This window comes from Dactylosporangium sp. NPDC049140, from assembly GCF_040648435.1.
The window spans coordinates 109,760-132,254 of the sequence record NZ_JBEZDS010000011.1 but is presented as its reverse complement, the minus strand read 5'-3'; the positions used below and the strand labels follow the sequence as shown (position 1 = coordinate 132,254).

Below are 22,495 nucleotides of genomic sequence, written 5' to 3'. Positions count from 1 at the left end.
CTACCACCTACTTCGCGACTGTTGCGACTTTCGTCCAATTTTAGGCGATTCTTGAACGCGTCACCGCCTCGCGCCCGCCGCAGCCACAGCGCGGCAGCGGCGACGGCCACCGGTCCGGCACGGTGTGGTCGAGCCCGATCCGGGTCGGCACGGTGGCGACCGACGCCAATCGGCGACTTCACGGCGCCCGTCACGATTCCGGCGGGCCTGGAGACGGGTCAGCACCGGGTCGTCGCACAGGGCGTGGCGCCGGACGGCACGGCCCGCGCGATGGGTATGGCGGTGACCGTGCGCGCACGGTCGCACGGGTTGGCGGTGCACGGCCCGGACGGGCGCAGATGACGCTGACCGGCCTGGCCCTAGCGGCGTCAGCTCTGGCCGGTGTACCGGTAGACGCTGAACACGTAGTCCGGGCAGACGAGCTGGCAGGCGGTGCATCCGGTGCAGCCCTCGTGCAGCAGTGGGTACCGGTAACCCAGCTCGTTCACCTCGCTCGACATCGCCAGGACGTTGGGTGGGCACGCCGCGATGCACAGCTCGCAGCCTTTGCATTTGTCGGTGTCGATGACGAGCGTGCCTCGGGTGGTGCGGTTCACGGGTCGCTCCCTTCCACGACGTTCGCGACGTCGTCCCAGCCCTCGTCGTGCTCGTGCGCGCGGCCGGGCCCGTGTGCGGTCCCGTGCTCTCCATCGTCTGTGGCCGGGAAGACGCCGCGGCGGTGTAGGGCGGCTATCGCGTTCTCGGCGGTCAGGTGAATGTGGGCCAGGGCCGCCTCCCCCGCCGCGACCGGGCGGCCGCCCCGCAGTGCCATGTACTCGGCGTGCAGCGCTGCCCGTTCGTCGGCCAGGTTGTCGTCGATGGCGAAGCGGGCCGCTACCGGGACCAGGCCCGAGAAGGTGCGCAGCAAGGCCCTCAAGTGGTTGCCGCCGCCGGCTACGTTCACGACTCGGCGGAACTCGCGCGCCAGGGACTCGAACTCGTCCGGGTCGTCGCAGCCGGCCAGGGCCTCGTCGAGTTTGCCCAGCGCCTCGATGACCTCCGGGTCGCGCCGGCGGGCGACGCGGCGGTTGGTCAGGGCGCTCAGCATGCCGTACAGCTGGAACGCCTCCCGGACCGTGCCGTCGTCGAACTCGGCCACGAACGCGCGTTTGTAGTGTGCGCGCTCGACCAGCCCGTCGCGCTCGAGCTGGATGAGGCCCTCGCGCACCGGTACGCGGCTCACGCCCAGCTCCTCGGCGATGGCGTCGAGGTCGAGGCGCTCCCCGCTCTTCAGCTCGCCGGCGAAGAGGCGGCCGAGCACGTAGGCGGCTACGGCCTCGCTGGTGTTGGCCCGTTCGAGTTTCACGGCTTGATGATTTCACCGAGACGGTACGTCTGCTCCATCGTGTCCTGCTGATACGACGGGCCCTCGGCCGTGGGGACGAACCAGCCGGTCGGGCACATGGTGAGGATCTCCACGAGCGAGAAGCCACCGCCGGCGAGCTGGGTTTCGAAAGCCTTTCGGAGCATGCGTTTCGTCTGCAGTACCGCACCGGCCGTCGAAACCGCGCCCCGCGCGACGTAGCCGACGCCGCGCAGCCCGGCGACCAGGTCGGCGACCGGGATCGGGTAGCCGTGGGTCAGCGGGTCGCGGCCCTCGATGCTGGTCTTCGTGCGCTGGCCGAGGACCGTCGTCGCGGTCTGCTGGCCGCCGGTGTCGCCGAAGACGCCGTTGTTGAGCATCACGCAGGTGATGTTCTCGCCGCGCGCGGCGGCGTGGAGTACCTCCTGCAGGCCCTCGTTGGCCATGTCGCCGTCGCCCTGCAGCGTGAACACGGCCACGCCGGGACGCACGCGCTTGATGCCGGTCGCGCACGCGGGCGCACGGCCGTGCAGGCACTGCAGCACGTCGACGTCCATGATGCGCACGAAGCTGCCGTAGCAGCCGTGGCCCACGACGCCGATGGTCCGCTGCACGATGTCGAGCTCCTGCAGTACCTCCAGAAGGATCCGCAGCGCGACGGGCTCGCCGCAGCCGGGGCACAGCGAGTGCTCCCCGAGAATGAGGCTGGGCTTGAAGTCGGCGACCTGCTTCGCGCCGTGACCGGGCGGTTGGGTGGTGTCGATTGTCACAGGGCCTCCAGGATGCGGCGGCGGATCACGGGGGCGTCCAGCAGCGGGCCGTACGACAGCCCCGACTCGGCGATGCTGACCCCGCCGATGAACCGGACCACGCCGCGGTCGTGGGCGTGGATGCGCACGTCGTCGAGCATCTGCCCGCCGTTGAGCTCGAACACCAGCACGCGCTTGGCGGTGCGGGTCGCCGCGGCGAGGGCATCGCCGGGGAACGGCCAGAGGGTCACGGGCCGGAACCACCCGATGTCGTACCCGTCCTGCCGCAGCTCGGCCACGACGTGCTCGACGAACTTCGCGGCCGAGCCGAACGAGACGACGACCGTCTCCCCGGGCTCCGGCGACTGCTCGTGGCGGGCTTCCAGCTCCCCGATGCGGTCGAACTTCTCGGCGATCGCGCGCCAGTGCCCGTCCGGCCCAGGCCCGGGCGCGGTGGCCTTGCCCATCGCCCACGTCCACACCTGCCGGCTGTGCCCGGTGCCGCCGCCGGTGCCGTCGAGCGCCCAGTCCTTCGGCGGCAGCGGCCCGAAGTCGCGGCGCCCGACCTCCACACCGACGCGCGTCTGGGCCAGGAGCGGGTCTGCGTACAGTACAACCGGCGCCCGATGCTTGTCCGCGAGGTGGAAGAGCAACTGGGTGTGCTCGACCGCCTCGGGGATGTCCTTGGGCGCCAGGGTGATGGTCCGGTAGTCGCCCCAGCCGCCGCCCCGCGTGGCCTGGAAGTAGTCCTGCTGGTTGCGGGCCAGGTTGAACACGACGAACGGGGTCTCGTTCAGGGCGGCCTCGGCGATCGCCTCCTGCATGAGCGCGATGCCCTGACCGCACGACCCGGTGGCCGCGCGCGCCCCGGCCGCGGCGGCGCCGAGGGTCATGTTGACGCCCTCGATCTCGCTCTCGGCGTTGAGGCACACACCTCCGGCCGCGGGCATTCGCTGCGACATCTGCTCCAGCAGACCGGTGAAGGGCGACATGGGGTACCCGGCGAAGAACCGGCACCCCGCGACGATCGCGGCCTCGGCGATGGCCGCGGAGCCTTCGAGCAGTTCCAGCGTCATGCGGCAACCCCCTCCAGGGCCCGGGCGCCGGCCTCGAGCGCGCGGGCGTTGGCCGCGGCGTGCTGTCGGCGGTACGGCGGCAAGAGCTCTTCCATCGCCGACACCAGCGCGGCGGCGGCGACCAGGCCGGTCAGCGCGTTGTACGCCCCCAGCAGCACGAACCCCGACGCGTTCGGCGCCTCGACGCCTTTCGCGGTGGCCATGGCGTCGACGGCGAACACGCGCAGGTCCGGGCGGAACGCCTCCGGGTCGACCAGCGGCGTGTTCGCCAGGACCAGCGCCCCGGTGCGCAGCCGTTCCTCGACGCCCTCGCTGTACCGGTGGTGGGCGAAGACGGCCGACCACGCCGACGGGAGGATGGGCAGCGCCTTGAGCGGGGCGTCGCCGATGACGACGCCGGCCTTGGAGGGGCCGCCGCGCATTTCGCCGCCGTAGTCGGCGGCGAGCATCGCGTACCGGCCCTCGCGGGTGGCGGCGAGGGCCAGGGTCTTGGCGAGCAGCTGGATGCCCTGGCCGCCGATGCCCGTGACGAGCACTTCACGCTCCACGCGCGCCTCTTCTCGATCTCATGCCCGGTCGCGCCTTGTCGCGCGCCCGTTCACACCTTTTGCGCCCCCGCCTCGGGCCGGCCGTTCCGGTCGCGCCGTTTCGCGCGCCGCGTTCCAGCCGCCCTTGCCGGTCGCACCCGACGCGCCGCAGTCTTCGTTGCTCACCGGACCGGCCATCCCGCGATCTCTGCCATCCCGGGCGGCCCCCTCGTCTCCGCCCGCGATCCGACCTTGACGCGGTTTGAATATTGAATACAAAATCTAATCCGAGCGTCAAGGGAGGCCGCGAATGCTGGCACTGGTCCTGCACGGCTTCGGCGACGCGGCCGTCGAGGAAGTTCCCGACCCCGTGCCCGGCCCGGGCGAGGTCGTCATCGACGTGACCTGCGTCCAGCCGAGCGTCACCGAATGCATGCTGCTGGCCGGCGAGCCGATCGCCATGCACAACGTCCTCGCCGCGCGCCTCGCCGCCGGCCCGACCCGCTTCGGCGGCCACGAGTTCGCCGGCGTGATCAGCGCCGCCGGCCCACCGATTCCGACAAATACCCCGCCAGGCGAAAAATCCGATAAGTCGCGGCGCGGAGCGCCCGACTTATCGTGCCAACCCGGCGACCTGGTCACAGCCGTCGAGACCGCCGCCTGCGGAAGATGCGCCGCCTGCCGCCGCGACCGCCCCGACGCCTGCCCAAGCCCGAGTGTCCTCGGATTCACCGGACCCGGCGCCTTCGCCGAGCGGGTCGTCGTGCCCGCGCGGACCGTCGTGCGCGTCCCGGGCGGAGTGTCCGCGGCCCAGGCCGCGGCCGTCCAGCCCCTGGCCGGCGCGATCCACGGCCACGCCGTCGCGGCCGTTCGGCCCGGCGACACCGTGCTCGTCATCGGCGCCGGGGTCATGGGCGTGCTGCACACGCAGGTCGCACGGCTCGGCAACGCCGGACAGATCATCGTCACCGGGCGCAGTGCGGCCAAGCTCGAGCTCGCGCGGCACGCCGGGGCCGACCTCGTGCTCGATGCGACCCGCGAGGACGTGGTCGCCCGGGTGCTGGAGGCGACCGAGGGCATCGGCGCCGACGTGGTGTTCGAGTGCGCGGGCGAGTTCGAGCAGGCGGCCCGCGGCGTCCGGCGCGGTGGCACGATCGTCATGGTGTCCGTGCTGCCGAACCACGCCCCGGCCCCGCTCGCCCTGCTGCGCGAGCGGTCGGTCGCGCTGCTGCACCCGCGCTCGGGCGCCGGCGGGTACGCGCCGGGCAGCAGCGTCTTCGAGCACGCGCTGCGCCTGGTGCGCCGCGGCGACGTCGAGCTGCAGGGGCTGATCAGCCACCGGCTCAAAGGTATCGAGGCGCTGCCGGAGGCCTTGGAGATCACGCGGTACAAACACCGGTACGGCGCTCTCGGGCCGGCCCAGGTGGACCTCGCATGAGCGGTCCGGAGCGAAGCGGAGGGGCCGTGATCAATAAGCGCAGCCGTTCGGGCTCAGGCCGACGCCGGAGCGAAGCGGAGGTGGCGGCATGAGCCTGCTGATCGGCGACATCGTCACCACGGCGGCGCTGACGGTGCCGGGTGCGACGGCCGCCACCCTCGGGGCCGACGAGCTGACCTTCCGCGAGCTCGACGCGCGCGCCGACCGCGCCGCCAACGCGCTCGCCGGGCTGGGCGTGGGCCGCGGCGACACGGTGCTGTGGTGCGTGACGCCGACGCTGCGCTCGGTGGAGGTGTTCGTCGCCTGCGCGCGGCTCGGGGCGCTCTTCGCGCCCATGAACCCCGGCCTGCCCGGCGAGGAGCGCGACCGTATCCGGTCCTACGTGGACCCGAAGGTCGTGCTGTCCGATGTGGACTTCTCCGCGGCCGTGCTGCGACCGTCCACGCTGGACGGCGGCGCGCCCGGGTTCGCGCGGGTCCCGCTCGACGACCGGGACGCGCACATCCTGTACCTCACCAGCGGCAGCACCGGCGCGCCGAAGGGAGCCCTGGTCAGCCACCGGGCCAGCTGGCTGCGCGCGGCCCCGGGCGGCGGCACGTTCACCAGCGGCCTGCGCGGCGACGGCGGCGTGGTGTGCACGTTCCCGCTGTACCACTACGGCGGCTGGCACTACGTCATGGAGGCCTGGCAGCACCGCACCGCGGTACACCTGGTCCGCCGGGCCGACGCCGCCGACATGATCGACGTCGTGGAGCGCCGCCGGCCCTCCGCGCTGTACTGCATCCCGGCCGTCTGGGAGCGCCTGCTCGACCCCGAGCACCGCCGCGCCGACCTGCGTTCGCTGCACCACGCCGACACCGGCACGTCGGCCGTCGCCGCCGACCTCGTGCCGCGCATCAAGTCGCGACTGCCGGGCACGACGACCACCATCCTGTACGGCTCGACCGAGGCCGGTCGCATGGCCGCCCTGCACGACTGGGAGCTCGAGCGCCGCCCCGGCAGCGTCGGGCGGCCCGCGACCCCGAACGCGCTGTGGCTCGGCGACGACGCCGAGGTGTGCACGAGCGGCCCGGCGGTCATGAACGGCTACCTGGGCGCCGGGCCCCTCGACGGCGTGTACCGCTCCGGCGACGTCGGCCGCCTCGACGAGGACGGGTACCTCTACCTGACCGGCCGCACGCGCGAGGTGATCCGCACCGGCGGGGAGTCGGTGGGCCCGGCCGAGGTCGAGCACGCGCTGCGCGGCCTGCCGGGCGTGCTGGACCTGGCCGTCGTCGGCGTGCCCGACCCGCGCTGGGGCGAGGTGGTCTGCGCGGTACTCGTCGTGCCGCCCGGCGCCGAACCGCCGGCGGTGGCCGACGTCCGCGCGCACGTGGCCGGCCGCCTGGCGTCGTACAAGCAGCCGCGGCGGGTGTCCATCGTGGACGCCATCCCGCGCACCGCGGCGACGGGCCAGATCCAGCGCACGCGCCTGCGCGGGCTAGTGCTCGGCGACTGAGAACGAGGCCAGGCCGGCCACGTACTCCGGCACGAACTCCGGGTTCCAGCGCGCGAAGTACACCGCCGTCGACAGGTTGTGCACGGCGTGGCCGAGCCGGACCCGGGCCGGCCAGTCGTCCGGGAGCGGCAGCACCGCGTGGTACGCGGCCAGGAAGGCCGGGCGGCCCTCGGGGTAGGCGGCGAAGATGTGCTCGTCCAGCTTGCCGAAGTCGAGGAACCGGTCGGCCCAGCGGCCGTGCTCGAAGTCGAGGACGCACTCGATCCGCCCGTCGCGGAGCAGGAGGTTCGGGCGCCACAGGTCGCCGTGGACGAGGGACGGGGCGGCATCGACCGGTACCGCCGAGATCGCCCGGTGCAGGGCCGCTCCGGTGCGCTCCAGAAGGTCGGGCGGCAGTACACCAGGTGCCTTGGCCAGCTGCTCGTCGACCCGCGCGCGCAGGAACGTGCGCACGTCGGGGTACGACGAGCGGCCGAGGACGTCACCGAACCGCGGGCCGGTGCACGCGTGGATGCGGCCGACCACGGTGCCGAGCTCGGCCGCGAACGCCAGCCGGGCCTCGGCCGGCATCGCGTCCCAGGCCCCGTCCGCGGGCGTGCCGGCCCGGAACTCCTGCACGAGCAGCGGCCCGCCGACGAACGAGCTGAACGGCAGCAGGGCCCGGAACCGCACCACCGGCACGCCTCCGTCGGCGGCGTGGCGGGTCGCGGCGATGAGGCGGCGCATGTGCTCGGGATCGGGGTTGCGGACCGGCGTCTTGGCCAGCAGCGGCCCCTCGTCGGTCTCGGCGACCCACTGGCGGCTGGTGTACCCGGCCTCGAGCGGCCGCACGTCGGCGACCACGAGTCCCGGGCAGGCCTCCAGCAGCGCCGAGCGCACGGCGTCGAGTCCGATCGTCACCGGGCCATGGTAGGCGGTGTCCATAACGTTCCGTGACGCCGGACGCGCGGCCGTGGGCTCCGGGCCACCCCCGGACTTGCGGCCGCGCGCCGGGCGTGGAGGATTGGCCCCGACACATCCGGCGGGAAGGAGCCCCCATGCAGGTCGGCGACGTGGTCGAGGACTTCGAGCTGCCCGACGAGACCGGCGGTCCGCGCCGGCTCAGCACGCTGCTGGAGCAGGGCCCGGTCGTGCTGTTCTTCTACCCCGCCGCGCTCAGCGCCGGCTGCACCAAGGAGGCCTGCCACTTCCGCGACACGGCCGCGGAGCTGCGCGAGGCGGGCGCCCAGCCGGTCGGCATCAGCGGCGACGAGGTCGAGCGCCAGGCCCAGTTCGCGGCCAAGCACAGCCTCGGCTACCCGCTGCTGGCCGACCCGGCCGGCGCCGTCCGCGAGCAGTTCGGCGTCAAGCGCGCGTTCGGCCTGATCCCGACCAAGCGCGCGACATTCGTCATCGACACCGACCGCCGCGTGCTGGCCGTGGTCCGCAGCGAGATCCGCATGGACGCCCACGCCGACAAGGCCCTCGAGGCCCTGCGGGCCAGAACGAAATCCTAGAAGCTCCGGGCTACCGCGGCGTCCGTCGCCGGTCCGGACCGTAACTCCCGTGGCCTCACCGTCCGCCGTTGGGAACGGCGGACGGTGCCGCGCGACCGCGGAGGCGGTCGCGCAGCTGGGACTTGGCGACCTTGCCGCCCGACCCGCGCGGCAGGTCGTCGACGATCTCCAGGCGCTCGGGCCAGTTCTCGCGCGACACCCCGCGGGCGTCGAGATGCCCGCGCAGGTCGTCGAGGTCCAGGGCCGCCCCGGCCCGCAGCACCACGAACGCGCACACCCGCTCGCCGAACGTCGGGTCGGGCACCGCGACCGCCGCCACCATGGCCACCGCCGGATGCGTGCCCACCTGGTCCTCGACGGCCGCGGCCGAGATGTTCTTCCCGCCGCGGATGATGAAGTCGGACTTGCGGTCGACCACCCGCAGGTACCCGTCGGCGTCGACGGTGCAGATGTCGCCGGTCAGCATCCAGCCGTCCGGGGTGAAAAGCCGCTCGTTGGCCTCGGGGTCGTTGAAGTACCCCAGACAGGTCGCCGGCCCCGCGCACGCCGCCTGCCCCGGCCCGCCGGCCGCGGTGACGTCGGTCCCGTCCTCGGCGAAGAGCCGGACCCGCATCCCGTCGATGACCTTCCCGGCGGTGCGCAGCCGCTGCTCGACGGTGTCGGTGACCGACGTCCGCGACAGCGCCCCGGTCTCGTTGGAGCCGAAGAACTGCAGCACCCTCGCGCCGGTACGCCGCTCGAACTCCGCCGCCCGCTCGAACGGCACCGCCTCGCCCCCGGTGAACATGCACCGCAGCGACGACAGGTCCACCTGCTCCAGCACCGGCGAGTTGAGCATCATGATGAACTGGGTGCTGACGCAGCACACCACGGTCACCCGCTCCCGCTCGATGAGCCGCAGCGCCTCGTCGGCGCCGAAGCGCGGCATGACGACCGTCGGGGCGCCCAGTATCGTCGGGGTGAAGTTGGCGGTCCACTGCGCGAAGCCGTACGGCGCCGGGATGAGCGTGAGGAACACGTCGTCGCCGTTGAGATCGCCGCACTCCCGCGCGAGCTCGTGGTAGTAGAACCAGCGGTTCTGGTTGTGCACCACGCACTTCGGCATGCCGGTCGTCCCGGACGTCGAGTTGAGCAGGTGGATGTCCCCGAGCCCCAGCTCCCGCCCGGGAAGCTCCCGGCCCGGCTCGGCCGAGACGTCGTCGATGACGAGGTGCGTCCCGATCCCGAGCCCGTCGATCAGCCCGGCCACCGGTTCGCCGCGGTGCGACTCCAGGCTCACCAAGGCCGAGGCGCCGCCCACGGTCAGCAGGTGCCGCACCTCCAGCCGCGCCGCCCGCGGCCCGATCGCGACCACGACCACGCCGGCCTTCATCGCCGCGAGGTACACCACGTGCACCGCCACCCCGTCGGGCAGCAGCACCCCGACGCGCGCGCCCCGCTCGAGGCCCGCATCCACCAGCCGCAGCGCGAAGGCGGACGACCACGTGTCGAACTGGCGCCACGTCATCCGATCGTCGCCGGCAATGAACGCGAGGCCGCCGGGGTTCCCGGCCGCGTGCCGCCGCACGACGTCCGGCAGCGTCTTGTCGCCCCACCGCCCGACATCTCCGAGCCGGTCCGCGACGTACCGTTCGTGAACGCTGCCGGCCGCCGGAGCCGTACCGGGTGGGAAGTGCACGAGCCGACCCCTCTCGCATCTACCAAACAAGCGCTTGGTTGTGCCATTCTGTGTCGGTCGGAGAGACGGTGTCAAGGCGGGAGAGCGCGCGCGTGGACGACATCTGGCTGGCCCCGATCGGTGAACCCCTGGATCTGGTGGTAACGGCGGGACTGCCACCGGTACCGCTGCCGGATCAATGCCATGTCGAGCAGCTCATCTGGCACGGCGACCCGCTCACGGACCCGCTGCGCGCGCACGTCACGGCGCGGAGCACGGACACGGTCACGCTGCGCATCGGCGCCGCCGGCCGGATCGTCGCCGACGTGCGCATCCGCCGCGGCCCGGCCCGCACGCCGAGGCCCCACGCCCTGCTGGACCCGCACCCGGAGCCGGGGGTGGCGTACACGCGCCTGTTCCCGGTCACGAAGGACGTGACGACGGACCACGTGCCCGACGCCGAGCCGGTGCTGAGCACCCCGTCGATGATCGCGTTCATGGAGGACACCGCGGCCGACATCCTGCGCGCGCGCTTCGCCCCGTCGACGGCGTCGCTCGGCACCTGGATCGGCGTGCGGCACACGGGCCCGGCCCGCACCGGGCAGACCGTGACCGTGACGGCGGTTCTGGCCGAGACGCGCGGCCGCCGGTACCTCTTCGACGTCCGCGCCACCGTCGACGGCCACGAGATCGGCGCCGGCCAGGTGGCCCAGACCCTGATCAGCGTCGCCCGATGAACCCGGCGCCGATGCAACGAATCGGCGGCCCGGCTTCGTGAAGGTCATGTGCGAGGCGAATCGCTCACCTTCGAGGAGTTCCTGGCCGCGCGGCTGCCGGCCCTGAGCCGCTACGCGACGGCGCTCGCCGGCGACCCCGACACCGGCGCCGACGTGCTGCAGGACGTCCTGCTCAAGGCCCAGCCGCGGTGGTCGCGCATCGCGGCGCTGGAGGAGCCCGAGGCCTACGTGCGCCGGATGGTGATCAACGAGCTCGTCTCCGCGCGCCGGCGGATCCTGGCCCGGCGGCGAAGGGAGTCCACGCACGTGCCGGCGCCCGTCGCCGACGGCAGCGACCAGCGCGCCGACCGCGACGCGCTCGTGCGGCTCGTGAGGGCCCTGCCGGCCCGGCAGCGGGCGGATGGCTGCCGGCGGGCTTCGGCGCGACCACCCTGGGGACCGTCGTCGACGGGGCCCGGGCGGTCTCGACGGAGCGGATCTGGACCCGCCCGCAGCGGCCGGACGAGCTGCGGACACCGTTCGTGTCGCTGACGAGCGGCTGGTCGGACACGTACGCCCCGCATTCGGAGGCGGCGCGCACCGAACGCGTCGACATCGGCGGGGTGACCGGCGAGCTGCAGGAGTTCGCCGACGACGGCGGGGTGCTGCTGGGCTGGCAGCCGGCCGACGGCCCACGGCTGTCGGTGTCGGTGGGCATCGGCGACGCCGGGCGGGACCGTGACGTCGCCGTCCGGGTCGCGCGGTCGCTGCGGCGGGACCCGGGCACGTTCGCCGTGGGCCCCCGCCCCGGCTGGACGCCGGAGCTGTTCGCGGGCGGCCCGTGGATGTACACCCTCTCCGCCGCGGATCTCCGGTGGACCCAGAGCGTGCTCATCAACGCCGGCGCCGCCCAGCTGTCCGCCTACGCCGGGCCGGGGGTGCGGCCGTACTTCGACACCGCCACCGCGACGCCGGTCGACGTGGCCGGCGGCCGGGCCTGGCTCGACGGGGCCGGCCAGGCGCTCTTCGCCGAGGCCCTGGGCGGGCGCAACGTCCAGCTCAGCACCACCAGCCAGGGCGTCGACCTGGCCCGGGTCGCGCGCGAGCTCGACTTCGGCCCCGTGCCCGACATGACCTGGTACGGCGGCCGCTGAGGGTCAGGGCGCGGCGAAGCGGCGAGCGGCGTCGGCGCGCAGGGCGGCCTTGTCCACCTTGCCACCGGTACCGAGCGGCAGTCCCGGCAGTTCGACGAGGTGCTCGGGCCAGTTCTGCTTGCCGACCCCGCCCGCGTCGAGGTGGGTGCGCAGGTCGTCCAGGGTGAGCGGGCCGCGGGTCACGACGTAGGCGCAGGCCCGCTCGCCGAGCACCGGGTCGGGCGCGGCGACGACCGCGACCGCCGCCACCGCCGGGTGCCCGGCGACCGCCTCCTCCACGACGAGGGCGCTCACGTTGTGGCCGCCGCGGATGATGAAGTCGGCGATACGGCCGGTGATGGAGAGGTACCCGTCGGCGTCGATCGTGCCGACGTCGCCGGTGAGCAGACGGCCGTCGGGGCGGAAGAGGACGGCGTTGGCGGCTTCGTCGTCGAGGTACCCGGGGGTGCATCCCGGCCCGGCGACCGAGATCTGCCCCTCGCCGACCAGCTCCAGGCGCATAGCCGGGATCGGGCGGCCCGCGGTCGTCAGGCGGCGCTCCGGCGGATCGTCCACCGTGGTCACCGAGATCGGTCCGGCCTCGTTGGAGCCGTAGAACTGCAGCACCTTGCCGCCGGTGCGCTCCTCGAACTCGCGGGCCCGGGCCAGCGGCACCCGCTCGCCGCCGGTGAACATCACGCGCAGCGAGGACAGGTCGGCCGCGGCGAAGCGCGGGGAGTTCAGCAGCATGATGAACTGGGCCGTCACCGCGCACAGGACCGTCACCCGGTGCCGCTCGATCAGCCGCAGGGTCTCGTCCGCGTCGAACTCGGCGGTCAGGACGGTCGGGTAGCCGTACATCGCGGGCACGACGTGGGCGCTCCACAGGCCGAAGCCGTAGGGGGCGGGCAGCACGCTGGCGAAGACCTCGTCCGGGCCGAGCCGGGCCGCGGCGTGGGCCAGCGGGCCGAAGTACTTGCGGTTGTTCAGCGTCTGGCGGACCACCTTCGGCCGGCCCGTCGTGCCCGAGGTGGAGTTGAGGAAGAAGATGTCGTCGGGCCCGAGCCCGGGGCCCGGGAGCCCCTCGGCCGGCAGCTTGTCGAGGTCCAGGACGATGTGGCGGTGAGCGCCGCACGCCGCGGCGATGTCCGCGCCCGGGCGGCCCCGGTGCTCCACGCGGGTGGCCAGGGCGGCGCCGGTCTTCTCCAGCAGGTGGCGGATCTCCGCGTCGCCCGCCCGCGGGCCGATGCCGACCGTGACCAGGCCGGCCTTCTGCGCGGCCAGGTACGCGACGTGGGTCAGCGCCCCGCCGGTCAGCAGCACCGCCAGCCGGTCCCCCGGTGCGAAGCCGGCGTCCACATAGGACCGGGCCAGGCGGGAGGACCGGTCGTCGTACTCGGCCCAGGTGAAGGTGCCCTCCGGGGCGTGGAAGGCCACCCCCGAGTTGCGCGCCACGTAGTCGGCGATCGTCGCCCGGGAATAGTCAGACACCGGCTCCCCCGTCCAGGCGCAGCACCGCTCCGGTGGCGAACCGCGCCTCGGCCGAGCCCAGGTACGCGATGGCCGCCGCGACCTCCGCCGGATCGGCCACCGGCGGGTCGACCAGCGCCCCGCCGAGCGCCGCGAGCCGGGGATGCGGGTTCGGTACCGCCGCGAGCCCGGCCCGCAGCGGCGTGTCCACGGACCCGGGGCACACGCACGTGACCCGGACCCCCGAGGGCGCCAGCTCCACCGCGAGGGAGCGGGTCAGCGACACCACCCCGCCCTTCGCGGCCGAATAGGCGGCGCTGTACCGCCAGCCGCGCACCCCCGCGAGCGAGGCCACGTTGACGATCGCGCCCCGCGCGGCGACGAGGGCGTCGAGCGCGGCCCGCGCGACCAGGAACGTGCCGGTGAGGTTGATGCCGATGATGCGCTCCCACTCGGTAAGCGTCACCTCGGACGTGTGCTGGTAGGAGGCGACCCCGGCGACGTTGGCCACCAGGTCGAGCCGGCCGCCCCAGGCCACCGCGGCCGCGACCGCCGCGGCGACCGCGGCCTCGTCGCGCACGTCGCAGTCCAGCGGCAGCACGTCGTCGGCCGGCGCGACGGGGGCCACGTCGAGGGCCGCGACCCGGGCCCCCTCCCGCAGCAGCCGCCGCACGGTCGCCGCGCCGATGCCGGAGGCGGCCCCGGTGACCAGGGCGACGCTCCCGGCGTACCGGTGTGCGCTCACGAGGACGAGTCGCGCATCGAGCGGGCGTCGTGCCCGGCCAGGGAGTCGCGGCCGACCTCGGCGTTGTGGGCGTGGGCGACGTGGTGCAGGCCGAACACCGAGTCCATCCCGGCCCGCAGGCCCATGAGGTCCTCGGCCTGGTTCACCGCCTTCTTCGTCAGCGCCAGTCCCAGCCGCGGCATGGCCGCGATGCGGGCCGCGATGTCCATCGTGGACGACTCCAGGTCGGCCCGGGGCACGACGCGGTTCACCATGCCCAGCGCCAGGGCCCGCCCGGCCGGGACGCGCTCGCCGAGGAACAGGAACTCCTTGGCGTAGCGGGGGCCCATGACCCACGGGTGCGCGAAGTACTCGACGCCGGGGATGCCCATCCGCACCACCGGGTCGGCGAAGAACGCGTTGTCGGCGGCGACAATGAGGTCGCAGCACCAGGCGAGCATGAGCCCGCCGGCGATGCAGGCGCCCTGCACCATCGCGATGGTGGGCTTCGGCAGCTCGCGCCAGCGGCGGCACATGCCGAGGTAGACCTCGGACTCGCGGGCGTACCGGCTCTCGGCGCCCTCCTTGCCGACGTGGTCCCACCACAGGCCCGCACGCCGGTCGAAGCTGGTGTCGACGTCGCGGCCGGGGGTGCCGATGTCGTGGCCGGCGGAGAAGTGCTCGCCCGCGCCGGCCAGGACGATCACCTTGACGTCGTCGTCGGCGGCGGCGCGGTAGAAGGCGTCGTCGAGCGCGTACGTCATCTGCGAGTTCTGGGCGTTGCGGTACTGCGGCCGGTGCATCGTCACCACCGCGACGGGGCCTTCGGTGCGGTACAGAACGACGTCTTCGCTCATTGGACGTCCTCCAAAAGGGATGTGGCGAGGCGGTCGAGGCGGGTTCCGGTGTCGGCGAGGGACTCCAGGGCCCAGGCGCGTTTGAGGTACCGGTGCAGCTCGTACTCGACCGTGTAGCCGATCGCGCCGTGGCACTGCACCGCATGCCGCCCGGCGTCGTGGGCGGCCTCGGCGGCGAGCACGACCGCGGCGTCGACCGCGCGGTCCGCGTCCACGTCGTGCTCGACGGCCCAGGCGGCGGCCAGCACCTCGGGCGCGGCGAACTCGAGGCCGAGCAGGGCGTCGGCGAGGTGGTGCTTGACGGCCTGGAAGCGGCCGACGGGGGCGCCGAACTGGTGGCGCTGCCCGACGTAGGCGACGGTGAGGTCGAGCATCCGCCGCCCCAGCCCGACGAGCTCGGCCGCGAGCGCGAGCCCGGCCCGCCGCCGCGCGGCGCGGACCAGCCCCGGGTCCTCGGTCAGGATGTCGGCGCCGGTGGACACGACCGCGTCGAGGTGGGGGTCCACGGTGGACACCGGGGCCCCGGCCGCCGCCCCGATCCGGGCGACGTCCCCGTCCAGGTGCAGGATCCAGTCGGCCTTGGCCCCGAACGGGGTCAGGCCGCCCGGGCCGGCCAGCGCGATGCGGGACCCGCCGGTGCCCCGCGGATCGCCGAGCGCGGCCAGCAGCGGGCCGGCGACGAACGCCGTCGCGGAGAAGGGCGCGTCGATCGCCGCGTACCCGGCCGCCTCCAGTACCCCCACGAAGTCGGTCGCGGTGAGCCCGAGGTCGGCGAAGACATCCATCGCGACAAGGGCGTCCCAGTCGCCGGCGGCCAGGGGCGCCCGGACCGCGTCGGCGAGGGCGAGCTGCTCGTCAGTGGGCGCGAATCGCATCGGCAGGCCTATCGGGGCAGGCCGAGCACGCGCTCGGCGACGATGTTGCGCTGGATCTCGTTTGTGCCCGCGTAGATCGGGCCGGCGAGGGAGAACTGGTAGCCGCGGGTCCAGGGCGAGTCGAGCAGCGCCTCCGCGCCCAGCAGCTCCAGCGCCACCTCGTGCAGGTCGATGTCCAGCTGCGACCAGTAGAGCTTGTTGAGGCTGGCCCGGGCCCCGGGCGGGCGGCCCTCGACCAGGCCGGTGACCTGGTGCAGCGTGAAGTGGCGGTACGCGCGGGCGCGCAGCCACGCCCGGGTGACCCGCTCCCGGGTCGCCGGCCGCAGCCGCTCCTTGCGCGCGGCCGCCAGGGCGATGAGCCGCTCGGCGGCGTGCAGGAACCGGCCCGGGGAGCGCAGCGTCAGGCCGCGCTCCGAGCCGGTGGTCGCCATCGCCACCTTCCAGCCCTGGTGTACGCCACCGAGCACGGCGGAGTCGGGGATGTACACGTCGTCGAGGAACACCTCGGCGAAGCCCTCGTCGCCGTCGAGCCGGCCGAACCCGCGCACCGTCACGCCCTCGGCGTCGAGGGGGACGAGGAAGTACGTGAGGCCGCGGTGGCGGGGCGCGTCCGGGTCGGTGCGGAACAGACCGAACAGGTGCGTGCAGAACGCCCCGCGGGTCGTCCACGTCTTCTGCCCGGTCAGCCGCCAGCCGCCGTCGGCGCGCACCGCCCGGCTGGCGATCGCGGCGAGGTCGCTGCCGGCGCCGGGCTCGGACCAGCCCTGGGCCCACAGGTCCCGCGCGGCGGCCATCCGCGGCAGCAGGGTGTCGCGCTGCTCGTCGGTGCCGAACTCGAACAGGGTCGGGGCGAGCAGGAAGATGCCGTTCTGGGTGACCCGCTGCGGGGCGCCGGCGGCGTAGTACTCCTCCTCGAAGACGAGCCACTCCCACAGCGACGCGTCGCGGCCCCCGTAGGCGGCGGGCCACGACACCACCGACCAGCGCGCCTCGAACAGCCGCCGCTCCCACTCCAGGTGCGCGGCGAAGCCCGCGCGGGTGTCGCCGGAGGGCAGCGGCTCGGCGGGCACGTTCGCGCGCAGCCACTCGCGGGCCTCGGCGCGCAACGCCGCCTCGGCGGGCGTGTCCGTCAGGTCCACCGCGGTCATCGGCCGAACTCGTCCCGCACCCGGTCGGCGACGCCCGTGAGGTTCAGCTCGAAGGTGAAGCCCTGCTCGTACCGGTAGCTGCGCTTCGGATCCCACGGGTCGATTCCGTTGAGGGACTCCTTGGCCGCCCGGATCACGTTGGGGTCCTTGGCCGCGATGTCGTGGGCGACCTCGAGGGCCGCGGCCCGCAGCCCGGCGCGCGGCACGACCCGCAGGACCGACCCGAAGGCGTGCAGCTCGGCGGCGGTCGCGGTCGCGGAGGTGTACATCATCGCGCGCATCTTGTGCTGCGGGACGAGCCGGGACAGGTGGGTCGCGGCGCCGAGCGCGCCCCGGTCGACCTCGGGCAGCCCGAACGTGGCGTCCTCGGACGCGACGATGATGTCGGCGTTGCCGCACAGGCCGATGCCGCCGCCGAGGCAGAAGCCCTGCACAGCCGCGACGACCGGCACCGGGCAGTCGTAGACGGCGGCGAACGCGGCCGCGCAGCCCTTGTTGACCTGCACGAGGGCGCCGAAGTCCCGGGCCGCCTGCAGCTCCTTGATGTCGACGCCGGCGTTGAAGCCGCGGCCCTCGGCGCGCAGCACCACGGCCCGCACCGCCGGGTCGGCGCCGGCCGCGTCGAGCGCGGCGGCGAGGTCGAACCAGCCCTTGACCGGCAGCGCGTTCACCGGTGGGTTGTCCATGACGATCTCGGCGACGCCGCGCTCGTCCACTGTGGACTCAATCATCGTTCCTCATCCGTAGCGAAGGTCGCCCAGCCGTACACGGCGACGGTGCCGTCCTGTTTGGTGCAGGTCATCTCGACGTCGAGCTCGCCGGGGCGGCGGGCGGCGACGGTGCCGTCGCAGGTGACCGTGTCGCCGGGGAACACCCGGGCGGCGAAGCGGACCCGGAACGCGCGCACGTTCTCGGCGCCGAACCGGTCGGTGGCCCAGGTGGCCAGGAACCCGGCCTGGAGCATGCCCAGCGACAGCGGGGCGGGTAGCCCGGCCGCGCGTGCGAACGTCTCGTCGTGGTGGATCGGGTTGAAGTCGCCGGACGCGCCCTGGTACCGCACCAGGTCCGTGCGCGTCAGCGGCCCGATCACGAGCGCACTCATGCCGCCACCTCCGCTTCGCTCCGGCGTCGGCATGAGTGACAACTGAGCTTATGATGAGCGGCCACTCCGCTTCGCTCCGTACCGCTCATGCGGTCTCGACCCCCGTCAGCCTCGCGGTGGCGACGAGCCGGCCGGTCTCGTCGCGGAACTCGGTCACCATGACGGCGAACGCGAGCGGCCCCGAGCGGCCCTCCTTGCGGGTCACCGACTCGATCCGGGACACGCCGGTGAGCCGGTCGCCGGCGCGCGGCGGCGGCCCGTGGAACACGAACTCCTGCTCGGCGTGCAGCCCCCGCTGCTGGTCCATGGCGACCGTGGCCCACGGGTCGGCCGCGCCCGACTGCCAGAAGAACGCGGTGGTGAGGAACGTCGGCGGCACGACCGGGTCCTCGGTGTCCAGATAGGACGGGTCGGCCGAGCGGGTCGCCCGGGCGAACTCGCGGATCTTGCCCCGCTCGATGTCGAGGGTGAACGGCTCGCCGGTGCGTCCGGCGGCGCTGTCGTCAACCATGGCAAACCCCTACGGATGCTGACTGCTGACCGAGACGACCTCGCCGGTCATGTACGTGCTGTAGTCACTGGCCAGGAAGACGATCACGTTGGCCACCTCCCACGGCTCGGCCGGCCGCCCGAACGCCTCGCGCCCGGCCAGCTCCGCGAGCAGCTCCTCGGTGGTGACCCTGGCCAGGTGCGGGTGCATCGCGAGGCTGGGCGCCACGGCGTTGACCCGCACCCCGGCCTTGGCCGCCTCGATGGCGGACACCCGGGTGAGCGCCATGACCCCGGCCTTGGCCGCGGCGTAGTGCGCCTGGCCCTCCTGGGCCCGCCAGCCGATGACCGAGGCGTTGTTGACCACCACGCCCCGGCCGCGCGGCATCATGTGCCGCAGCGCCGCCCGGGTGCAGCGGAAGGTGCCGGTGAGGGTGACGTCGAGGACCGCCGACCACTGCTCGTCGGTCATGTCGACGATGTTCGCGGTGCCGCCCAGCCCGGCGTTGTTCACGAGCACGTCGAGGCCGCCGAGGCGCTCGGTCACGGTGGCGAAGAGCCGCTGGACCTGGGCCTCGTCGGTGACGTCACACGGGACCGCGAACGCGGCCGCACCCAGGCGCTCGGCGGCCTCGGCGAGGCGCCGCTCGTGCCGGTCGCTGATCGCGACGGTGGCGCCTTCCTCCACGCAACGCTCCGCGGTCGCGAACCCGATGCCGGTCCCGGCGGCGGCGGTGACGAGCACCGTGCGGCCGGCGAGCAGGCCGTGGGCAGGGGTTTTCTCCACCATGCGATCACTCTACCAAGCGCTTGTTTGGTTTGCTGCCGCCGGCCGCGTCCGGCGAGACCCCGGCGTCGGGCGGGCCGGCCGAACGGGCCACGTCGAGCGGGACCGAGGTCCCGGTGCCGGTCGGGAGCGACGGCCGGTCGGGCTCGGCTTCGGTCAGCGGCTCGACCTCGCGGACGGACGTGCGACTGCGGACGGCCAGCTCCTGGTACACCCGCGTGCCGTTGGCCCTCCAGGCGAGCTCCTCGGGTGTCAGGTCACGCACGATCCGGGCCGGCGACCCGGCCGCCAGGGTGCGCGGCGGGACCACGAAGCCGGCCTTGACGAAGGCGTGCGCGCCGACGAACGCCTCGGCGCCGACCTCGGCCCCGTCCATCACGACGGCGTTCATGCCCACGAGCGCCCCATCGCCGACCCGGCAGCCGTGCAGCACGGCGCCGTGCCCGACGTGCCCGTGCCGGCCCAGCACGGCCTCGGTGCCCGGGAACGTGTGGAAGACGCACGAGTCCTGCAGGTTCGAGCCGTCGAGCATGACGATGCGGCCGAAGTCGCCGCGCAGGCTGGCGAGGGGCCCGACGTAGCAGCCGGCGCCGATGTGGACGTCGCCGATGAGGACCGCGGTCGGGTGCACGTACGCGTCGGGGTGCACGACGGGGATGACGCCCTCGATGGAGTACGCGGGCATCAGGACAGCCGCTTCAGCACGGTCTCGGCCTCGGCCATGATCCGCTCGACCAGCTCGGCGACGCTGGGCAGGTCTTCGATGAGCCCCGCGACCTGCCCGCTGGCCATGACGCCGGCGTCGGCGCGCCCGTCGACCATCGCGTTGCGGATGAGCATGGGGGTGTTCGCGGCGAGGAGCACCTGGTCGTACCGCAGCCCGTGCCCGCGCATCGCCCGCCCCTCGCGCAGCAGCGACACCCACGAGCGGCCGGAAAGTTTTCGAAAGGCTTTCGCGCTGCCGAAAGCGCGGGCGAAACGGCGTCCCGGGAGCGACGGTTTCGCGAGGGCGTCGACGAAAGTTGTCCGCAGGACCCGCTGCGGCACCCCGTCGAGGGCGTCGGTGACGACCGTGTCGGTGACTGACGCGGCGAGGTAGCGGCGCTTGACGTCCTCGGCGATCGGGCTGTCGGTGCTGAGCAGGAACCGGGTGCCCATTGCGATCCCGGCCGCGCCGTAGGCGAGCGCGGCGACGAGGCCGCGCCCGTCGTGGTAGCCGCCGGCCGCGACCACGGGGATGTCCACCGCGTCGACGACCTGGGGCAGCAGCAGGGAGATCGGTACCGGGCCGGTGTGCCCGCCGCCCTCGCCACCCTGCACCACGACGGCGTCGGCGCCCCAGGCCGCGACCTTCTCGGCGTGCCGGCGCGCGCCGACCGAGGGCACCACGACCACCCCGGCCGACTTCAGCTTCTCGATCAGCTCCGGCTTGGGGGCCAGGGCGAACGAGGCGACCCGGACCTGCTCGCGGATGAGCAGGTCGGCACGGCGGGCGGCGTCGGGCGCGTCGGCGCGCAGGTTGACCCCGAAGGGCTTGTCGGTGCGGGCGCGCACGTCGGCGATCGCGGTGACGAGCTCGTCGAAGGAGAGGGTCGCGCTGGCGAGGATGCCCAGGCCGCCGGCGTCGGCGGTGGCGGCGGTGAGCCGGGCGTCGGAGACCCAGCCCATGCCGGTCTGCACGATCGGGTACCGCACCCCGAACAGCTCGCAGATCGGCGTCCGCAGCGCACTGGTCATCCCGCGACCTCCCGCGACCGTGCGCCCTTGGGGTCGATGACCTCGCGAATGAGTTTCAGCTCGTTTTCGGTGGGCTTTCGGGTTTCGGGAACCTCAGCGGGTACCACCAGATCGAAAGCCGTCGCGTCCAGCACGTCGGCGACCGTCACGCCCGGGTGCACCGACACCAGGCGCATGCGGTGGTCCTCGGTGCCGAAGTCGAACACGCCGAGGTTGCTCACCACCCGGCGCAGCTCGTGGAACTTCCCGGCGGCCGGGTGGGCCGCGGCCCGGTCGTAGCCGACGCCGCTGACCATGTCGACGGTCGCCACGAACGAGCGCTTGCCGTGCCGCGGCACCCAGTAGCTCGTCGGGTGGCTCACGGTGTTGCCGGGCGCGCCGCGCACGCCGAGCAGCTGGCGGGTCGGGCGCGCGAAGTCGCCGATGGCGGAGATGTTGGCGTTGCCGTACCGGTCGATCTGGCTCGGCATCATCATGACGTGCCGGTGGCCGGTGTAGAGCAGGTCGAACACGGCCCGGAACGGCATCCAGCCCTCGACCTCCGGCGGGGCCTCGCCGATCGCCCAGGTGCCCCGGGCGAGCATGGCCTCGCCGTCGGAGAGCAGCAGATCGGGCGCGAACGTGGCGCGGGCGAGGCGGGCGGCGATGAGCGGCACCACGCCGATGGGGCTGGCGAGGATCTCGCCGTCGCCGCGCCAGGCCTCGGCGCACGCGACCGCACAGATCTCGGCGCGGGTGACCTCGCTGTCGGCTTGCGTTCCGGCCACGCCGTTTGCGGTTTCGGCCACGCCGTTCTGGGTTTCGGTCATGCCGCCACGCCCCGGTTTTCGACGGCGGCGTGGTACGCAGCCTCGTCGCCGTTGAGGTACCGGTCGTAGAAGGCCTGCCAGAGCTGCGGGTCGGCGGCGGCCTCGGCGTACTCGCGCTGGAACGCCTCGTCGCGGCCGTAGTCCGGGTCGCAGGAGGTGAAGTGCGCGCCGCCGGGGGCCTCGATCACGCCGTGCACCATCCAGCGCTGCAGCAGCAGGCTCTGCACGGGCGCCTCCCGGGTGAGCTCGGCGGTGGGCACGATCCGCTCCACCGACACGTACGCCTGCTCGGCCGCGGTGCAGAAGAGGTCGTCGAAGTACGGGTCGGGCCCGAGGTACTGTGCGTTGCCGTGCACGTCGGCACGGTTCAGGTGCACCAGGGCCGCATCGAGGTGCAGGGCGGGCATCGCGACGAGCTCCTCGCCACCGTACGGCGACGCAACCGTGCGCAGCGCCGGGTTGACCGCGAGCACGTCGGAGCCGAGCCCGACGCGGCTGGGCAGGAACGGCAGCCGGCACGTGGCGGCGTAGAGCCCCCACCGGAGCATGCCCTCGTCGTACTCGGTCACCTCGACCGCCGCCGCCTGCCGCGCCGCGCGGAAGTGCGGTTCGAGCGGGATCGAGTCGAGCGACACGAACCCGTAGATCAGGTGCCGGACCTTCTTCGCGGCCAGCAGCAGCCCCACGTCGGGGCCGCCGTAGCTGACGACGGTGAGGTCGGTGAGATCGGAGCGCAGGATCGCCCGGATCAGGGCCATGGGCTTGCGCCGCGACCCCCAGCCGCCGATCCCGATGGTCATGCCGGAGCGTAACCGCGCCACGACCTCGTCTGGGGACATCTGCTTGTTCGCCATCGCTGTGTTTG

General features: G+C 73.6%; 26 protein-coding genes. 6 read left to right on the top strand and 20 right to left on the bottom strand.

Annotation, left to right across the window (positions count from 1 at the left end; all coding sequences use genetic code 11):
* Window positions 1–368: 368 nt before the first annotated feature.
* The 5 genes from AB0B76_RS20270 to AB0B76_RS20250 are packed head-to-tail and all read right to left on the bottom strand — an operon-like array spanning window position 369 to window position 3,715.
* Window positions 369–596 (bottom strand): 4Fe-4S binding protein, encoded by a 228-nt coding sequence (locus AB0B76_RS20270; protein ID WP_360377108.1) that lies wholly within the window; start codon window positions 594–596, stop codon window positions 369–371.
* Window positions 593–1,345 carry a GntR family transcriptional regulator gene (locus AB0B76_RS20265; protein ID WP_360377105.1) on the bottom strand — a complete coding sequence of 251 codons (753 nt, stop codon included), beginning with the start codon at window positions 1,343–1,345 and terminating at the stop codon, window positions 593–595. Before AB0B76_RS20265 ends, AB0B76_RS20270 begins: the two co-directional genes overlap by 4 nt.
* The gene (locus AB0B76_RS20260; RefSeq protein ID WP_360377102.1) at window positions 1,342–2,112 is read right to left on the bottom strand and encodes a thiamine pyrophosphate-dependent enzyme; all 771 of its coding nucleotides are present in this window, start codon (window positions 2,110–2,112) and stop codon (window positions 1,342–1,344) included. Before AB0B76_RS20260 ends, AB0B76_RS20265 begins: the two co-directional genes overlap by 4 nt.
* Window positions 2,109–3,167 (bottom strand): hypothetical protein, encoded by a 1,059-nt coding sequence (locus AB0B76_RS20255; RefSeq protein WP_360377099.1) that lies wholly within the window; start codon window positions 3,165–3,167, stop codon window positions 2,109–2,111. The genes AB0B76_RS20260 and AB0B76_RS20255 overlap by 4 nt, the downstream gene beginning before the upstream one ends.
* Window positions 3,164–3,715: a 2-oxoacid:acceptor oxidoreductase family protein gene (locus tag AB0B76_RS20250; protein WP_360377096.1), complete on the bottom strand. Its 552-nt coding sequence runs from the start codon at window positions 3,713–3,715 to the stop codon at window positions 3,164–3,166. The genes AB0B76_RS20255 and AB0B76_RS20250 overlap by 4 nt, the downstream gene beginning before the upstream one ends.
* Window positions 3,716–4,004: 289 nt before the next feature.
* Between AB0B76_RS20250 and AB0B76_RS20245 the strand changes: the two genes are divergently transcribed.
* Both AB0B76_RS20245 and AB0B76_RS20240 read left to right on the top strand, forming a co-directional pair.
* Window positions 4,005–5,132, top strand: a complete 1,128-nt coding sequence (locus AB0B76_RS20245; protein ID WP_360377093.1) for a zinc-binding dehydrogenase — start codon at window positions 4,005–4,007, stop codon at window positions 5,130–5,132.
* 88 nt (window positions 5,133–5,220) lie between these two features.
* Entirely contained in the window at window positions 5,221–6,630 is a 1,410-nt protein-coding gene (locus AB0B76_RS20240; protein WP_360377090.1) for a class I adenylate-forming enzyme family protein, read from the top strand.
* Here AB0B76_RS20240 and AB0B76_RS20235 read toward each other — a convergent pair.
* Window positions 6,613–7,530: an aminoglycoside phosphotransferase family protein gene (locus AB0B76_RS20235; RefSeq protein ID WP_360377088.1), complete on the bottom strand. Its 918-nt coding sequence runs from the start codon at window positions 7,528–7,530 to the stop codon at window positions 6,613–6,615. The genes AB0B76_RS20240 and AB0B76_RS20235 overlap by 18 nt on opposite strands.
* A gap of 137 nt (window positions 7,531–7,667) precedes the next feature.
* Between AB0B76_RS20235 and AB0B76_RS20230 the strand changes: the two genes are divergently transcribed.
* Window positions 7,668–8,126, top strand: coding sequence for a peroxiredoxin (locus AB0B76_RS20230; RefSeq protein ID WP_360377085.1), 459 nt, complete (start codon window positions 7,668–7,670; stop codon window positions 8,124–8,126).
* 55 nt (window positions 8,127–8,181) lie between these two features.
* On the opposite strand, the gene AB0B76_RS20225 is transcribed toward AB0B76_RS20230, so the two are convergent.
* Complete coding sequence (locus AB0B76_RS20225) at window positions 8,182–9,804, bottom strand: class I adenylate-forming enzyme family protein (RefSeq protein ID WP_360377082.1); 1,623 nt, start codon at window positions 9,802–9,804, stop codon at window positions 8,182–8,184.
* Between the two features lie 92 nt (window positions 9,805–9,896).
* On the opposite strand from AB0B76_RS20225, the gene AB0B76_RS20220 reads away from it, so the two are divergent.
* From AB0B76_RS20220 to AB0B76_RS20210, 3 genes are read left to right on the top strand one after another with little or no spacing between them, the layout of a single operon-like run.
* Window positions 9,897–10,520, top strand: coding sequence for a hypothetical protein (locus AB0B76_RS20220; protein WP_360377080.1), 624 nt, complete (start codon window positions 9,897–9,899; stop codon window positions 10,518–10,520).
* A 48-nt stretch (window positions 10,521–10,568) separates the two neighbouring features.
* The gene (locus AB0B76_RS20215; protein ID WP_360377077.1) at window positions 10,569–11,051 is read left to right on the top strand and encodes a hypothetical protein; all 483 of its coding nucleotides are present in this window, start codon (window positions 10,569–10,571) and stop codon (window positions 11,049–11,051) included.
* The gene (locus tag AB0B76_RS20210; protein ID WP_360377074.1) at window positions 11,042–11,653 is read left to right on the top strand and encodes a hypothetical protein; all 612 of its coding nucleotides are present in this window, start codon (window positions 11,042–11,044) and stop codon (window positions 11,651–11,653) included. Before AB0B76_RS20215 ends, AB0B76_RS20210 begins: the two co-directional genes overlap by 10 nt.
* Window positions 11,654–11,656: 3 nt before the next feature.
* Here the strand turns inward: AB0B76_RS20210 and AB0B76_RS20205 are convergent, their stop codons facing one another.
* The 13 genes from AB0B76_RS20205 to AB0B76_RS20145 form a co-directional block, all read right to left on the bottom strand.
* Window positions 11,657–13,123 carry a class I adenylate-forming enzyme family protein gene (locus AB0B76_RS20205; RefSeq protein WP_360377071.1) on the bottom strand — a complete coding sequence of 489 codons (1,467 nt, stop codon included), beginning with the start codon at window positions 13,121–13,123 and terminating at the stop codon, window positions 11,657–11,659.
* A complete protein-coding gene (locus AB0B76_RS20200; protein WP_360377069.1) occupies window positions 13,116–13,847 on the bottom strand; it encodes an SDR family oxidoreductase in 732 nt (243 codons plus the stop codon). The genes AB0B76_RS20205 and AB0B76_RS20200 overlap by 8 nt, the downstream gene beginning before the upstream one ends.
* Window positions 13,844–14,683 carry an enoyl-CoA hydratase gene (locus AB0B76_RS20195; protein ID WP_360377066.1) on the bottom strand — a complete coding sequence of 280 codons (840 nt, stop codon included), beginning with the start codon at window positions 14,681–14,683 and terminating at the stop codon, window positions 13,844–13,846. Before AB0B76_RS20195 ends, AB0B76_RS20200 begins: the two co-directional genes overlap by 4 nt.
* Complete coding sequence (locus AB0B76_RS20190) at window positions 14,680–15,558, bottom strand: acyl-CoA dehydrogenase family protein (protein ID WP_360377064.1); 879 nt, start codon at window positions 15,556–15,558, stop codon at window positions 14,680–14,682. Before AB0B76_RS20190 ends, AB0B76_RS20195 begins: the two co-directional genes overlap by 4 nt.
* Before the next feature lie 8 nt (window positions 15,559–15,566).
* Window positions 15,567–16,706 (bottom strand): acyl-CoA dehydrogenase family protein, encoded by a 1,140-nt coding sequence (locus tag AB0B76_RS20185; RefSeq protein ID WP_360377061.1) that lies wholly within the window; start codon window positions 16,704–16,706, stop codon window positions 15,567–15,569.
* Entirely contained in the window at window positions 16,703–17,437 is a 735-nt protein-coding gene (locus tag AB0B76_RS20180) for an enoyl-CoA hydratase family protein (protein ID WP_360377058.1), read from the bottom strand. Before AB0B76_RS20180 ends, AB0B76_RS20185 begins: the two co-directional genes overlap by 4 nt.
* Window positions 17,434–17,808, bottom strand: coding sequence for a MaoC/PaaZ C-terminal domain-containing protein (locus tag AB0B76_RS20175; RefSeq protein WP_360377055.1), 375 nt, complete (start codon window positions 17,806–17,808; stop codon window positions 17,434–17,436). The genes AB0B76_RS20180 and AB0B76_RS20175 overlap by 4 nt, the downstream gene beginning before the upstream one ends.
* Window positions 17,809–17,893: 85 nt before the next feature.
* Window positions 17,894–18,319 (bottom strand): MaoC family dehydratase N-terminal domain-containing protein, encoded by a 426-nt coding sequence (locus AB0B76_RS20170; protein ID WP_360377053.1) that lies wholly within the window; start codon window positions 18,317–18,319, stop codon window positions 17,894–17,896.
* Between the two features lie 9 nt (window positions 18,320–18,328).
* A complete protein-coding gene (locus tag AB0B76_RS20165; protein WP_360377051.1) occupies window positions 18,329–19,087 on the bottom strand; it encodes an SDR family oxidoreductase in 759 nt (252 codons plus the stop codon).
* A 4-nt stretch (window positions 19,088–19,091) separates the two neighbouring features.
* Complete coding sequence (locus tag AB0B76_RS20160; protein ID WP_360377049.1) at window positions 19,092–19,769, bottom strand: gamma carbonic anhydrase family protein; 678 nt, start codon at window positions 19,767–19,769, stop codon at window positions 19,092–19,094.
* On the bottom strand, window positions 19,769–20,821 hold the full coding sequence (locus AB0B76_RS20155) for a nitronate monooxygenase (RefSeq protein WP_360377046.1): 1,053 nt from the start codon (window positions 20,819–20,821) through the stop codon (window positions 19,769–19,771). Before AB0B76_RS20155 ends, AB0B76_RS20160 begins: the two co-directional genes overlap by 1 nt.
* Window positions 20,818–21,630, bottom strand: coding sequence for a CoA-transferase (locus AB0B76_RS20150; protein ID WP_360377044.1), 813 nt, complete (start codon window positions 21,628–21,630; stop codon window positions 20,818–20,820). The genes AB0B76_RS20155 and AB0B76_RS20150 overlap by 4 nt, the downstream gene beginning before the upstream one ends.
* Complete coding sequence (locus AB0B76_RS20145; protein ID WP_360377041.1) at window positions 21,627–22,484, bottom strand: CoA-transferase; 858 nt, start codon at window positions 22,482–22,484, stop codon at window positions 21,627–21,629. Before AB0B76_RS20145 ends, AB0B76_RS20150 begins: the two co-directional genes overlap by 4 nt.
* Window positions 22,485–22,495 lie beyond the last annotated feature (11 nt).

What these genes read in the sequence shown, in the direction of transcription:
- AB0B76_RS20145 (WP_360377041.1), bottom strand. Translation starts at nt 22,484, where the DNA reads ATGGCGAACAAGCAGATGTCCCCAGACGAGGTCGTGGCGCGGTTACGC.
- AB0B76_RS20175 (WP_360377055.1), bottom strand. Translation starts at nt 17,808, where the DNA reads ATGAGTGCGCTCGTGATCGGGCCGCTGACGCGCACGGACCTGGTGCGG.
- AB0B76_RS20185 (WP_360377061.1), bottom strand. Translation starts at nt 16,706, where the DNA reads ATGACCGCGGTGGACCTGACGGACACGCCCGCCGAGGCGGCGTTGCGC.
- AB0B76_RS20255 (WP_360377099.1), bottom strand. Translation starts at nt 3,167, where the DNA reads ATGACGCTGGAACTGCTCGAAGGCTCCGCGGCCATCGCCGAGGCCGCG.
- AB0B76_RS20170 (WP_360377053.1), bottom strand. Translation starts at nt 18,319, where the DNA reads ATGGTTGACGACAGCGCCGCCGGACGCACCGGCGAGCCGTTCACCCTC.
- AB0B76_RS20190 (WP_360377064.1), bottom strand. Translation starts at nt 15,558, where the DNA reads ATGCGATTCGCGCCCACTGACGAGCAGCTCGCCCTCGCCGACGCGGTC.
- AB0B76_RS20150 (WP_360377044.1), bottom strand. Translation starts at nt 21,630, where the DNA reads ATGACCGAAACCCAGAACGGCGTGGCCGAAACCGCAAACGGCGTGGCC.
- AB0B76_RS20165 (WP_360377051.1), bottom strand. Translation starts at nt 19,087, where the DNA reads ATGGTGGAGAAAACCCCTGCCCACGGCCTGCTCGCCGGCCGCACGGTG.
- AB0B76_RS20245 (WP_360377093.1), top strand. Translation starts at nt 4,005, where the DNA reads ATGCTGGCACTGGTCCTGCACGGCTTCGGCGACGCGGCCGTCGAGGAA.
- AB0B76_RS20240 (WP_360377090.1), top strand. Translation starts at nt 5,221, where the DNA reads ATGAGCCTGCTGATCGGCGACATCGTCACCACGGCGGCGCTGACGGTG.
- AB0B76_RS20195 (WP_360377066.1), bottom strand. Translation starts at nt 14,683, where the DNA reads ATGAGCGAAGACGTCGTTCTGTACCGCACCGAAGGCCCCGTCGCGGTG.
- AB0B76_RS20155 (WP_360377046.1), bottom strand. Translation starts at nt 20,821, where the DNA reads ATGACCAGTGCGCTGCGGACGCCGATCTGCGAGCTGTTCGGGGTGCGG.
- AB0B76_RS20230 (WP_360377085.1), top strand. Translation starts at nt 7,668, where the DNA reads ATGCAGGTCGGCGACGTGGTCGAGGACTTCGAGCTGCCCGACGAGACC.
- AB0B76_RS20160 (WP_360377049.1), bottom strand. Translation starts at nt 19,769, where the DNA reads ATGCCCGCGTACTCCATCGAGGGCGTCATCCCCGTCGTGCACCCCGAC.
- AB0B76_RS20180 (WP_360377058.1), bottom strand. Translation starts at nt 17,437, where the DNA reads ATGATTGAGTCCACAGTGGACGAGCGCGGCGTCGCCGAGATCGTCATG.